The sequence below is a fragment of the Enterococcus sp. LJL128 genome (assembly GCF_056924295.1).
The window spans coordinates 18,592-32,752 of the sequence record NZ_JBXPBP010000014.1 but is presented as its reverse complement, the minus strand read 5'-3'; the positions used below and the strand labels follow the sequence as shown (position 1 = coordinate 32,752).

The following is a 14,161-nucleotide window of genomic DNA, read 5'->3' as shown; positions in this document are numbered from 1 at the left end:
AATAACAACAGGTACGCTGAAAAAGTAAGTAAAGCTAGAGGAAGACAAAAAAAGATCTGAGACATATCATTGTCTCAGATCCCAAAAATCAAATAAACAGTGTGTTAAATGCCGCCATTCTTTGAGGATTGAAGCGAAGTGAGAACTGTAAGCAAGCTTGTAAGAACTTAACCCTTTTCTCGGGAATCGTTAGACTCGTAGAGAAAAAGCTCTCTGTGCTCTGATTCCCCCGCAGTGTCGCTTGAAAATTTTCGGATGATTCGGCTTATTACTGAAAAACACAGCGAAGTACGAGCTAGTGGTGAACAATACCTACTGGTCTCTCAGAGCTGGACACTCTGCCACAATCTCTTGAAACTAGCAAAATCATTTCGTGTGTCACTATCTTTTGAAGCGTATTTAGTTTGGTCTTAAAGCAATATTCTGAGAAATTGTTGATTCTGCTTCAAGAGAAGACAAGTGATAAACAGCGATAATCTGTTTACCGGACAAAGCAGCTGGAATATTTGTTTGAATAGTAGTTGTTGGAATATCTGTTTCAGCTACCAGATAAATATCCTGATCGTAAGGCAATTCTTTCAGTGTATATGTTCCTAAACGTTCAGGAGATATAACAGTAGAAAGCTTTCTACCATTTTTGTCATAAGCTGTTACAGGAATCGCATGTAAGGGTTCGGTCAATCCATTCCGAACACCATCTCCGTTCAAATCGTCAAAGACGGTTCCTTTAATGGTCACGTATGGACGAATACCGTAGAAGAAATCAGCCGTTTTTTGAACTTGGAAATTCGTTAAATCGTAAGAATTTCCCCAGACATCTACTGAGATAAAGCGCATTGCTGGAAAATTTCTAATAAGTTTGCTAATATTTTGACCTTTAGCAATCAAAGTAGAAATATCTGAACCAAGATATTGATCAAGATTTAACTGATCGACTTCATGTAATGCTGTTGAGAAGAAATCAGATAAATCTTTTAAATAATCATAATCAGGCGTTGTTGTAATATCTCCAGTTGAGATTAAGTCAGGATTATCGATTAGCTGAGCAAAATCATTGGACGAAAGAATGATATCCAATAATGCGTTAATCTTAGGAAGGTTAACAATGAGCTCGCTTAGCTTCAGGTTGAAAGGAGAACGGAAGGCGACATAGATACCGCTTTCTGAATCAGGAAGCTGAATAGGCTGGTTATTTTTGGTTGTCAGCAATTGAATCGCGCCGTCGCCAATAGTAATGGAGCCTTTCATCGCTTGGCCGATCAACTCTGCTTGATTGATATCGCCAAGTCCGCCATTATTAAGAGCTTCACTGGTTTTGGTAAGATTCACGATAACCATTGTTTTATTATTTTCCCTTTTTTCTGTTGAATCCATCATGCCGTTGCTGTTCAAATCGCTAAAAACATGAAAATTCAAATTAGCGGATTTTGTCACTGCTAGGTTGGCACTTACTAATAATGAATTAACCTTTATTTCCAGAATACCAGAAAAAGGTTTGCCGAGCGCATCATAGTAAGTCTGTGATTGAATTAGCGGAGCATAACCGTTATTTTCGTCATAACGGATATAGTAGGTTCCTTTCTGCAAGCCGCTGAAGCTATACGTTCCTACCGCACTTGTTGTTGCAGCTTTGAATAAGTTAGTCTGATTTTGAGCATCCAAAGCAGTTTTATAAAGTTCAATCCGCTGATTTTTAACAGGTAAATCTCCCTCTGAAAGAGTGAAAATACCATCTCTTTTGACATCAATAAACTTATTTCCAGTAATTGTATAAATCGAAGGACTCCAAGCAGCTTCAGCAGGTGCAGGTTGCCCAGCCAAGAAAGAAAATAGTGTTGCTGAAAGAAAAAGCAGTAAATAAACATATTTTTTCACATTAACTCCCCCTAAATAATGATTTATGAAAAAGAGTGACACTTTCAATCATAGCAAGGTTCGTAAACGAATACAATAACAATTGTTATTGTACAATTATTATTTTCTTAATATGAAAAACAAAAGTCTTGAAAAGTTATTTTTACTTTTCAAGACTTTTGCTACATTTAAGGACTTATAAATTTTCTGTGTAAAATCAGTAATGGTGACGAAAAACGAGGGGAGCATTTGGAAAATATCTAGGCTCGTGAATAAGATATCTTTGACAATATACAGAAGCCGGTCTCATACTGAAGAAAAACGCATCTGAAAGTTTCAGGGCGGATTTTTTAATGATTAAGAAAAGAGCACCGCTTATGCGGCGTATCAGTGAGTGTTTCTGCCGATGTTTCCTAACACGTTTCAAATTATTCGTCGCTAGCGTTTTAGACACGCTTTATTTAAATCGCCATCCAATTAGGTTCAAGGGTGTTTCCATCAGGATCGAGAACTTCCAGACCATACATCTGACTTTCAGGAATACCCATGTCTACATGGAAGAAATCCCCGCCGTTCTTTTTGGCAGTTTCACCAAATTTTTTCACTGCTTCAGCGCTTTCCATGCTAAAAGCAATTAGAGCACCGCTTGTGGTGCGGGTATCCGCTATTGTTTTATCCTTAATAAATTTTTGATAGAAGTCATGAGTGAGCAGCATAATCCAGAAATTGTCATCCCATACCATGGAACTTGCTTCCTCAGTTGAGAATTCTTTGTTTTGAGTAAAGCCCAGCTGTTGATAAAATTCTACAGAACGAGATAAATCAGACACAGGGAAGTTCACAAAAACCATTGTTGACATAAAAATCCTCCTCTTTTCTTTCTTTAATTACATGCAGAGAATCTCATGCAGCGGACTATTTGTCAAAGGTCATGCTCAGTAAGGTGATAGTCATCTTGATGTTTATTTATCCGCCAGAGGCATTTACTTTGATTTTGGTAGTGGTACACTTATAGATAACTCTTATTTAATAAGTATTGTGTCAGTTCTGCTTGATGCTGTATGTATAGTTCTGTGAATCTTGGCTGCTGATTTTAAAGCTGTAATAAATAATTGTGGTGCTGAAGGCTTGCGCTGCTTCGTTTAGTAAAGTCAGAGCGGATACGATATATTTTTAAGTGGGCTGAGGGAAAGGCTATATTAGCTTTCGTGGTAAAAATAGCCGGCTGCTTACACAGCATCAGTGATAAGATTAATAATAAAAAATGAAAAGGATGAAAAATGTGGATCAACGGGTATGGTATGTTATAGGTTTGAGCGTTGCAGTAGTAATAATCATCTTGTTTCTTGAATGGCGTACAAATTATAAGCTTCGTGAAAAGATTAAACAGCAATGGGGAAAAGCACCTGTATGGAGTAGATTCGATCACGAAGACAGCTTAAAGGATGCATGGAAAATTGCGCAGACCTATCAGAAATTTGAAAGTGAAATAGATGATATCACTTGGTATGATTTGGATATGACAGAGGTGTTTGAGGCTGTGAATGGAACCTATTCCAGCATTGGATCTGAGGCCTTGTATCAGCGGTTGAGAAATTTCGATTTTAATGATCAGTCTGTTGAAAAGCTGGAGGAGTTAATTGCATTTTATGAGGAACAACCGGAAAAAAGAGTGGCTATTCAGTTTCGATTTGGCCAGTTGGGTAAAAAGGATAAAAACTTTGTAAAGCACTATTTATCTGAAGCCGCTGGAAAAGAGCTGCCGCATTTTTATCTTTATGTGTTTTTCGGCATCCTCCCTATAATTGGTGCAGGAATTTTGGCTTTTGGTCAGGTATTTGGTTTGTACCTATTAGTAGGCAGCATTTGTTTAAATACCTTTTACTATTTGAGTAAGAAGGAACGACTAGAGACAGAGCTGAACAGCATGCGTTATTTTGTTCAAGGACTTGGAACGGCTAAGGCTATCAGTAAAATAGAAACTCCTGTACAGCAGCAGCTAAAAAGCAATCTGACGCCTTTAAAAAGTATTCTGACTTTTGCAGTCTCTTTCCGAGTAAAATCAAACTCAGAAGCTGAAATGCTTTTTGATTATATAAATATTATGTTTATGCTGCCTTTTATTTCGTATCATTTTGCGTTAAGACGTTTGGCAAAGCATAATAAAGAAGCAATTATTCTGTGGGATTTATTGGGAGAGCTGGAAGCAGCCTACGCTGTATTAAATTTCCGCTTGTATATGCCGAAAACAGCGGTACCAAAGTTCCAGACTGGCGGAGTTTCTGCAGAAAACAGCTATCATCCGCTTTTGTCTGCTTCTGCGGTAGTTAATCCAGTGGCATGGGAAAACAACACATTGGTAACTGGATCAAACGCTTCCGGCAAGTCAACCTATGTCAAGAGTGTTGCAATCAACTGCATTTTGGCACAAACAATTCATACAGCTGCTGCAGACCACTTTTTAATGCAGCGGGGGCACGTGCTGACATCGATGGCAGTAGAGGATGATTTATTTGAAGGAGACAGTTATTTTGTTGCTGAAATCAAATCAATTAAACGGGTTCTGGATCAGGTTGCTACAGGTGAACATTGTTATTGCTTTATTGACGAAATCCTTAAAGGAACCAACACAATTGAACGAATTGCGGCATCAGCCAGTATTATTGACTGGTTAAAGGACTACCCATCTATTGCTTTTGTTGCGACTCATGATATTGAGCTGACGGAAATTCTGAAGTATAGTTGTACAAACCTGCATTTTGAAGAGCAGATAGAAGCTGATGGCATTAGCTTTGATTATCAAGTAAGGTCGGGCGCAGCAAAAACAAGAAATGCTTTGGAATTATTACAAGTAATGTCCTATCCCAAAGTTATTGTAGACTCTGCGAAGGAAGAAGCAGCTTTCTTCGATAAGCACAGACTATGGAATATTTTGAATACCCCGACAGTCTAAGCTATCATTTTTGTCACATCATCTAATAATGTTGTTCCTGTTTATTTCGCTGCCTCTGGGCTATAATCCAAGCGAGGAGGTCAACAATGGACAGACAATTAGAGAAACAAAATAGAGGTTTTACGATTTTTGATTTAAAGATTTTGGGTATTATCTTGATGTTTATCGACCATATTCATGAAATGTTTGCGTTGATGGGAGCGCCAGACTGGATTGATTGGTTTGGACGTCCTGTTGCGACACTGTTCTTTTTTGTCAGTGCGGAAGGGTTTAGTCATACCCGTAACAAACAAAAATATTTACAGCGTCTATTGATTGGTTTTTGGGTCATGGGTGCAGGGAATTTTGTGATACAGCGGTTATTTCCTTTAGGGGATATGGGATTGGTCAACAATATTTTTGCGGATTTATTTGTCGCTGTACTTGCTATGTACGGAACAGATTTAATTAAGGAAGGCTACTTTAAAAAGAACATTCACAAATTCGCTTTGGGGTTATTATGTATGCTGCTGCCGATTCTTTTATCTGGAATAGCACTGCTGTTAATGAGTAATCCAGCGACCATTGTTCCTGGAATCAGCATAGGTCTCGTTTTTCCAACTCTGATTTTTACAGAGAATTTCATCATGGTTTATCTAGCTACTTTGCTGTATTTGTTAAGAAATAAACGGGTGCTGCAGTGTGTGGCAATCGCTGCTGTTAGTCTGCTGTTCGCTGCATCAAATCTTCAGGAGCTTTTTACAGCGAATACTCAGTGGATGATGATTTTTTCAATCATTCCGATAGCGCTGTACAATGGAGAGAGGGGCAAAGGGATGAAGCAGTTTTTCTATGTATTCTATCCAGCTCATATCTGGCTGCTGTATCTTTTTGCTGTTTTTATTTTCAATCATTTCTATTCATAAATCTGAGGTATGAGACTAGTGATGAGAGGATAGTTATTGAGGAATGAGCAAGACTTTTTCACATTATGAAGTAGAGATTCCCCATTCTGGATGTTAAGTAATTTTGTTTAGTATTTTTATAAAGCTTAAAGAATATTCAGCAATTCTTTTCCAGCTGGCTGTTTGTTCATGGTTAATTTTAGAGGAGTACGTGGAGGAATAATAGCCCGTACTCGTCTTTTTTTGTCTTCTGATGTTAAAATAGAAGGAATAAAAGAAACTGAGGTAAAAATCATGAAAATAAGTGTACGTCATCGTTATGTGGAGAAAATTCCTGTATTGGAGGTCGTCTCCGAGTCGGCAAAGACACAACCGCTGCCGTTAATTGTCTATTATCATGGCTGGCAGTCGGCAAAGGAGCTGTCGCTGACACAGGCTCGTAAACTGGCGGCGAAAGGCTTTCGAGTCGTTCTTCCAGATGCGATGAATCATGGCGAGCGGAAAACAGGGGCGGTATCGATGATTCCGTCCATTACTTTTTGGTCAAGCATTCAATATAATGTCATTGAATTCTCCGTTATTCTTCGTTTCTTTCAGCGTTTAGGGCTAGTTGAAGGAAATAAGGTGGGGGTAGGTGGTGTTTCAATGGGAGGAATTACTACTTGTGCTTTACTTACACAGCATCCTGAAATTCAAGCCGCTGTTTGCCTGATGGGAACCCCTTATCCGGGAAGATATATTCAGAGAGTGATGAGAAAGGCCAAGGAAATGGATGTGTACGTACCGGAGGATCTCCCGTTGCTATTGAGCTGGGTTGGAAATTATGATTTATCTAGAATGCCTGAAAAGCTGCAAAGCAGACCAATTCTATTCTGGCATGGCACAGAAGATGTAAAAATTCCGTATGAAGATATGACTGATTTTCAGGCATTGGTCAAGACACAGCCTTTCGCAGCTGGCAGCCGCTTTTTAACGGGAACAGGTGAAGGGCATCTGGTTCAGGGAAGTCTGATGGATACGGTTGCTGAATTTTTGGCTGAAAGTCTGAAATAGCGAGTTATTAGCTTTGCTATAAGAAATAATCTGATTCGATTGTATATGGGCGTGATAAGAAAGGATTTTTCATAAAAATAGGCAGCAGTTATTGATACCGTCCGCCAATTCTTAATAGTTAGGAAAAATAAAACAATTAAAATAGGATTGAAGGAGGTTAAACAGCAGATAGAATAAAAACTTAGGAGTACACACATGCAATTTGCTTTTTCAAAGTAACAAGTAAGGTTTATTGCCTATTTTCTTAGAAATAGTCTACGATAGCTAGATATTTTTTAAGAAATTAGGTACAATAAAGACCGTTGGTACTCTGGTACTGGCAAAGGGCAACTCGGCTGGAGAGTGGCAGCTTTCCAGTCGATACTCCATTATTTGGTTGGCGCCGAATGATGGAGTGCTTTTTTATTTTGTTGGAAAACAAGGGACCTGTGAACAGATTTTGGGATAAAAACATCGAGCTTATGAATCTGTAAAGGGAAAATCGTGTTCAAAGGAAAGCTATTCTTCCTTCTGCTGTAATAAAGCTCCTTCAATACTGCTAACAGGATAGAAAAAAAGACAGTACCATAAGCTATATGCTCTGATACTGTCAATAGTTGAACAACAAATAATCTGGTTCTGAATCAATCTGAAAACAGGGGAAAGGCAAAAAACTCAGCCTTCCAAAGGAGTTTCAGGCATGAAAAAGAAAGAATAATTAACGAACTATTGGCTTTTGCATCACAGTGGCAGCTGTTGTACAAATCTTCGACTATCTGATTGGCGTCAGATAGAGAAGAGCCTTTTTTATTTATATTAAGTGAAATATTTCTATCCTGCACGTATAGTATACCTAAAGAGAGCTGTTACTGCAATAAGAAATGTTACTTTAGGTAAAGAAGTCTATTGGGAGAGTGCAGCAGCTTAACTGTTAAAGCGTCTTTTTTTGGGGCATTTCAGGAAGATATGATATTCTAAAAGAAAGCGGTTAATTGGGAAAAGAGGAGTCCAGATGAACGTAGTAATCATTGGTGCATCCTTTGCAGGTATAGCAGCTGCAATAGGAATTAGACAAAAGTACAAAGAAGCTTCTGTTCAGCTTTTGGATAAGCAGGCAGATATCGGCTTTTTACCTGGAGGCTTGAATCTTTGGGCTGACGGACAAGTAGAGCAGCTGCAGGAGGCTCGTTATATCACTCCTGAACAGCTGAGGCAGCAGGGCATCGATTTATGTTTAGCCGCCGAAGTGACGGCTGTTGATACAGTACTTCATTATCTAAAATATGAAAAAGAGGGAACGGAATTTCAGATTGCCTTTGATAAACTAGTTCTAGCGACTGGCTCTAGTCAATGGTCCCGTCAAATTCCGGGAAGCAACTCGTCAAAAGTACTGAAATACAAGTTTTTAGAGGGAAGTAGTCATTCACTGGATGTTTTAGCTGATAGTCAGTCTGTAGCTGTTATTGGCGGCGGACAAATAGGTGGTGAGGCAATAGACAGCTTATTAAAGCTGAAAAAGGACATCCATTTGTTTGAAAGCATGGATTATTTGCTGTTTAAATATTTTGATCAAGAGATGATTTTGCCTGTACAGGAAGACATGAAGCAAGCAGGAGTTCATTTCCACTTCAACGAAACCGTGGAAGAAATCGTGGAGCAGGGGCAACTATCTATTAAAACTAGAAAAGGAGACTATCAATGTGACGGTGCAGTTTTTGCAATGAATGTTCGTCCTGACTTAGCTTATCTTGATAGGCGGGTGGAGCGTCATATGGATGGGACTATTTTGGTGGATAATTACTTGCAGACTTCTCAAAAAGATGTCTTTGCAGTAGGGGATTGTATTCAGATTCGACATTCTCTTGATACAGAGTCAGTTTACATTCCTTTAGTGAATAATGCTGTACGGACCGGACTGACAGTCGCTGAAAATCTTATTGATCCTGCGGTCGAATTTACGGGTTCTTTACGGACAATAGGGACTAAGCTGGGAGAGTATTATATTGGAAGTACAGGGCTGACCGAAGCAGAGAGTTTATTTTATCCGGAGGAGGTCGCAGCTGTACACCTCACTCAGAAAGCGGCATTGTTTTCAGAAGAAATGATTTCGGGAAAATTGATTTTTGAAAAAAGCACCAAAAAATTATTAGGTGCACAGCTTGTTTCTAAAGTGGATATTTTAGAGAAAATTAATACATTGGCGTTGAGTATTCAAGTGGGACAAACATTAGTGGAGCTGTATCAAAAGGATTATCTGTTTCACCCCTTCTTCACCAATATATTAGATATTACGAATCATTTGGGGGTAGCTGGGCTATGGAGTGAACAACATGAAGATTGAGGAGCTGCTGGATAAAAAAGAAGCCCGGGAAGTTCAACTATTGAAAAAGGCGATTTTGTCAGGGGGAACCGTTTCGGAAGAGATTTTAATCAGCTATTTAGGCATTTCCAAAGCCTCTCTAGAAAGTGACATCAGCGAACTGGGATACTATTTGAAGCCTTATGAAAAAGACTGCAGGTTATTTTATGATGGCCGTCAGGTAAAGGTAGACTTTACCGATCACTTCAGTATCAGTACAGTTATCGGAGATTATCTTCAAAGCTCGTTAAAATTCCAGCTGATTAATTATTTGTTTCAATATCGGGAGTTTACGATTGTTCAGCTGACGACTAAATTTATGATTAGCGAGTCATCGCTTTTTAGAAAAATTAAAGAACTGAACCAACTGTTGAAGGAATTTGATATTCAAATTCGAAATGGCCGTCTAAAAGGTGAGGAGCTGCAGATTCGCTATTTTTATTTTCAGATTTACTGGTTTTTAACACCTTATGAGCAGCATCAAAAACTGACATTGACTGCCCAGAATTTTCGGATTATTGAGGCTCTTGAAAAAGCTTTGGCGATGAATTTTACTGAAAATAGCAAACTGAAAATCAGTTTGTGGCTGACAATCAGCAAAAAAAGAATTCCAGTGAATGATAAAAAGCACGAACTTTTAAGAAGGAAAATGCTGGAGTATGAGCAGGATCCGTTGTATCAAAGTCTGCGTTCCTTTGTTATCCGTTTTTTCAGCCGTTATCCAATTGATATTGATGAGAACGAAAGTCAGCTTCATTTTGTTTTTCTAACAAGCATGTTCGTTTTATCAGAAGAGGATTTTGCTGATTATGGAATGATGAGGGGGCGAAGAAGCCCTACTTCGCTGGCAGATACCTTTTTACTGGAGCGGGTGATTTTGTATTATCGTCCGCAGAAATTTGTTCCAGCGTTAGAGAAGAAAATATTCTATTATTTTTCTCAAATCCACAACCGGCTATACTTTTTTACAGGAGAATTGGAGCTTTTTGAGCAAGATAATATTTGGGAAAAGGAAGAGAAGCTGTCGGGGCATCACTTGCTTGAATTTTCCCATGAGCTGCTGAAGCAAAGCCTGTCCTTTTTTGGGGAAGCGTACCAGCAGGGAAACAGTCTTCATGAATGGTCGCTGATTAAGTATCTGAGTGTATTGGCTGTCATTGATTTTGAAATGATGGTAGAGCTGCAGATAGGGATTGACTTAAAAATGGATCCTCTGTATAGAGACGTGATGACTCAGGTATTAATGCTCAGTTTGAAAAATATTAACGGGGTAACCGTGGAAGGGTATAAAGAAAATAAGCGCTATGATTTGGTCATTACTAACTCTTTTGGGGAAAATAGTCATCTAGCAGAGCATTCCGTTTATGTTTTGTCTGAGCTGGGGTCAGCCTATGATATTTCCCAGATTAAAAAGAAAATCAGAAGCTTATATGAAAAGCAGAACAAGTCCGGGACATAAGTCAATTTCCGGACTTTCCTTCTTTTTAGTAGAACGACACAGTCGACAGAAGCTCCTTTAACACATAGAGAAGTACAGGAGTAGAAGCAGCACTTTAGGAAACAAGAGTCCAACAGAGGCTCATTTTTTATATTAGCAGAAAGCAAAAACAGTCACTTATTTTAAAATTTAAAAAAAATATGACATTTTTAGAACCGCAAATTCTTTTATTATATAGACAAGAAAACGGTTTCTAAAAAAACAGGAGGAAGTAAACATGACAGAGAAAAAGTACATCATGGCAATCGATCAAGGAACCACAAGTTCACGGGCAATTATTTTTGATAAGGCAGGCAATAAAGTAGGAAGCTCTCAAAAAGAATTTACACAGCACTTTCCTAAAGCCGGCTGGGTAGAGCATAATGCTAATGAAATTTGGAATTCCGTTCAGTCTGTTATTGCAGGAGCATTAATTGAATCTGGTGTAAGACCGACAGACATTGTGGGAATTGGTATTACAAATCAGCGGGAAACAACCGTAGTCTGGGATAAAGAAACGGGGCTGCCCATCTACAATGCGATTGTTTGGCAATCACGCCAATCTTCGCCAATTGCCAACCAGCTGAAGGAAGACGGACACGGAGAGATGATTCATGAAAAAACCGGACTGATTATTGATGCATACTTTTCTGCAACAAAGGTCCGCTGGATATTAGATCATGTTGACGGGGCACAGGAGCGTGCGGAAAAAGGCGAGCTGTTGTTTGGAACGATTGATACTTGGCTGGTTTGGAAGCTAACCGGCGGGGAAACCCATGTGACTGACTATTCCAATGCCAGTCGGACCATGCTTTTCAATATTCATGAGCTAGACTGGGATCAGGACATATTAGACCTGCTGAATATTCCTAAAGCAATGCTGCCGAAAGCAACTTCAAATTCTGAAATTTATGGGCTGACAAAAACCTATCATTTTTATGGAAGTGAAATTCCAATTGCCGGCATGGCAGGCGATCAGCAAGCCGCTTTGTTTGGACAAATGGCTTTTGAAGCTGGAATGGTAAAAAATACCTACGGTACAGGATCCTTTATTGTGATGAATACAGGAGAGAAGCCGCAGCTGTCAGATAACAATCTTCTGACTACGATTGGCTACGGCATTAACGGCAAAGTGTACTATGCGTTAGAGGGCAGCATCTTTGTTGCTGGTTCAGCGGTACAGTGGCTAAGAGACGGATTGAAAATGATTCAGACAGCTGCTGAGTCAGAGGCAGTAGCCAATGCTTCTGCGAACAACAATGAAGTGTATGTGGTTCCGGCATTTACTGGACTGGGTGCACCATATTGGGACTCTGATGCAAGAGGTGCAGTGTTTGGCTTAACCAGAGGAACAACGAGAGAAGACTTTGTCAAAGCAACACTACAGGCAGTTGCTTATCAGGTTAGAGATATTATTGACACAATGAAAAATGATACGGGTATCGATATCCCAGTATTAAAAGTAGACGGCGGCGCAGCAAATAATGATTTACTGATGCAGTTTCAGGCTGATATTTTAAATACCTCTGTTCAAAGAGCACAAAATTTAGAAACGACAGCATTAGGCGCAGCTTTCTTAGCCGGATTAGCGGTGGGCTTCTGGAAGGATTTAGAAGAACTAAAAGCCTTTCATGAAGAAGGAGAGGTATTCGAAGTTAAAATGTCAGAGGATGAACGGGAAGACTTATATGAAGGCTGGCAGCAAGCCGTTGCAGCAACCAAAATGTTCAAGCATAAACCAAAATATGGAAAAGAGTGATGAGAGATGGCATTTTCGGCAGCTTCACGAGATGAATACATTAAAAAAATGAAAACTGAAACACTTGATTTACTGATTATTGGCGGAGGCATCACTGGAGCAGGAGTAGCGCTTCAAGCCAGCGGAGCAGGTTTGAAGACCGGACTTATTGAAATGCAGGATTTTGCAGAAGGAACTTCCTCCAGATCGACTAAGCTGGTTCATGGCGGTATTCGTTATTTAAAGAATTTTGATGTGGAGGTAGTAGCAGATACAGTTCAGGAGCGTGCAGTTGTTCAGCATATTGCTCCTCATATTCCAAAGCCGGATCCCATGCTGCTGCCAGTATATGATGAGCCGAGTGCGACCTTCACCATGTTTTCTGTAAAGGTTGCGATGGATTTATACGACCGTTTGGCTAATGTTACTGGAACCAAATTTGAAAACTATACTTTGACAAAAGAAGAGGTTTTAGAGCGTGAACCTCAGCTGAAGAAAGAAGGGTTGTTGGGGGGCGGTGTATATCTGGATTTCAGAAACAACGATGCACGTCTTGTGATTGAGAATATCAAACGGGCGGCAGCTGATGGCGGATATATGGTAAGCCGAGTTAAAGCAACAGGATTTTTATTGGATGATTCCGGCAAGATTATCGGCGTAACGGCTAAAGATTTATTGACGGAGGATATTTTTGAAATCAAAGCTAAAGTAGTGATTAATACTACTGGACCCTGGTCAGATAAGGTTCGAGGCCTAGACAGCGACGCAAATATTACACCTCAGATGCGTCCGACAAAAGGTGTTCATCTGGTCGTAGACAGCAGTCGGTTACAGGTACCGCAGCCAACCTATTTTGATACAGGAAAGCATGACGGACGGATGGTTTTTGTTGTGCCAAGAGAAAAGAAAACATATTTTGGTACAACGGATACAGATTATACAGGAGATTATAAACATCCAGTTGTTACGCAGGAGGATGTCGAATATCTGTTAGAGGTTGTCAATAATCGCTACCCCGAAGCTGCTTTAACAGTTAACGATATAGAGTCAAGCTGGGCAGGGATTCGTCCATTGATTTCGACAAACGGCGGTTCCGATTATAATGGTGGTAAAAACGGCAAAATTACCGACGCTAGTTTTAATCAGGTTGTCGATGTTGTGTCAAGCTATCAGAAAAAACAAGCTAGTCGTTTTGATGTTGAAAAAGTATTAAATCACTTGGAGGATTCTCTCTCTGAAAGCGAAAGTAATCCGTCAGCGGTTTCAAGAGGAAGTCTATTAGAGCGGTCAGAAGATGGTCTGCTGACATTGTCCGGCGGCAAAATTACTGATTATCGTAAAATGGCAGAGGGCGCAATGAAAGAAATTCAGCGAATACTCAAAGAGGAGTTTAATCAGGTAGTCACATTGATTGATTCTAAAAACTACCCTGTATCGGGAGGGAATATTAACCCTGAACAGGTAGACGAGGAATTAGAACTTCTTGCAGAGCAGGGACGGAAAAAAGGACTGAGCAACAATGAAGCAGATTATCTGGTTCATTTATACGGATCTAATGCTGACTGGCTGTTCGCCAAAATTGATGAAATAAAACCAGCTAAAGGCTTAAGCTTAGCTGAAACGTTAGGGCTTCATTATGCAATGGAGGAAGAGATGAGTCTGACACCAGAAGATTATCTGGTACGTAGAACGAATCATTTGTTATTTATGAGAGATACTCTTGATGAAGTGAAGCAAGGAGTCATCGAAGCGATGGCAAGCTATTATGACTGGACTTCTGAGGTCAAACAGGCTTACGTAGAAAGTCTGGAGCAGGTTATCAAGGAATCTGATTTGGTTGAACTGAAAGAGAGGGTGAACTGAC

Annotated in this window: 9 protein-coding genes; 7 read left to right on the top strand and 2 right to left on the bottom strand. The window is 39.6% G+C overall.

Going from position 1 to position 14,161, the window contains the following annotated elements; translation table 11 throughout:
- Positions 1-399: 399 nt before the first annotated feature.
- A complete protein-coding gene (locus AC1Z3K_RS14570; protein WP_461733098.1) occupies positions 400-1,875 on the bottom strand; it encodes an SdrD B-like domain-containing protein in 1,476 nt (491 codons plus the stop codon).
- 440 nt (positions 1,876-2,315) lie between these two features.
- Positions 2,316-2,714, bottom strand: coding sequence for a VOC family protein (locus tag AC1Z3K_RS14565; protein ID WP_461733097.1), 399 nt, complete (start codon positions 2,712-2,714; stop codon positions 2,316-2,318).
- Between the two features lie 413 nt (positions 2,715-3,127).
- Here AC1Z3K_RS14565 and AC1Z3K_RS14560 point away from each other — a divergent pair, with 413 nt between their 5' ends.
- The 7 genes from AC1Z3K_RS14560 to glpO all read left to right on the top strand — a co-directional run bounded on the left by AC1Z3K_RS14560 (position 3,128) and on the right by glpO (position 14,160).
- Complete coding sequence (locus tag AC1Z3K_RS14560; RefSeq protein WP_461733096.1) at positions 3,128-4,807, top strand: MutS-related protein; 1,680 nt, start codon at positions 3,128-3,130, stop codon at positions 4,805-4,807.
- An 86-nt stretch (positions 4,808-4,893) separates the two neighbouring features.
- The gene (locus AC1Z3K_RS14555) at positions 4,894-5,712 is read left to right on the top strand and encodes a TraX family protein (protein WP_461733095.1); all 819 of its coding nucleotides are present in this window, start codon (positions 4,894-4,896) and stop codon (positions 5,710-5,712) included.
- A gap of 273 nt (positions 5,713-5,985) precedes the next feature.
- Positions 5,986-6,744 carry an alpha/beta fold hydrolase gene (locus AC1Z3K_RS14550; protein WP_426084646.1) on the top strand — a complete coding sequence of 253 codons (759 nt, stop codon included), beginning with the start codon at positions 5,986-5,988 and terminating at the stop codon, positions 6,742-6,744.
- A gap of 991 nt (positions 6,745-7,735) precedes the next feature.
- Positions 7,736-9,064, top strand: coding sequence for an FAD-dependent oxidoreductase (locus AC1Z3K_RS14545; protein ID WP_461733094.1), 1,329 nt, complete (start codon positions 7,736-7,738; stop codon positions 9,062-9,064).
- Complete coding sequence (locus AC1Z3K_RS14540) at positions 9,054-10,541, top strand: AcpB/EbpR/MafR family transcriptional regulator (RefSeq protein WP_461733093.1); 1,488 nt, start codon at positions 9,054-9,056, stop codon at positions 10,539-10,541. The genes AC1Z3K_RS14545 and AC1Z3K_RS14540 overlap by 11 nt, the downstream gene beginning before the upstream one ends.
- A 256-nt stretch (positions 10,542-10,797) precedes the next feature.
- Positions 10,798-12,318, top strand: a complete 1,521-nt coding sequence (gene glpK, locus AC1Z3K_RS14535) for a glycerol kinase GlpK (protein ID WP_461733092.1) — start codon at positions 10,798-10,800, stop codon at positions 12,316-12,318.
- A gap of 6 nt (positions 12,319-12,324) precedes the next feature.
- Entirely contained in the window at positions 12,325-14,160 is a 1,836-nt protein-coding gene (gene glpO, locus AC1Z3K_RS14530) for a type 1 glycerol-3-phosphate oxidase (RefSeq protein WP_461733091.1), read from the top strand.
- Position 14,161: the final 1 nt, after the last annotated feature.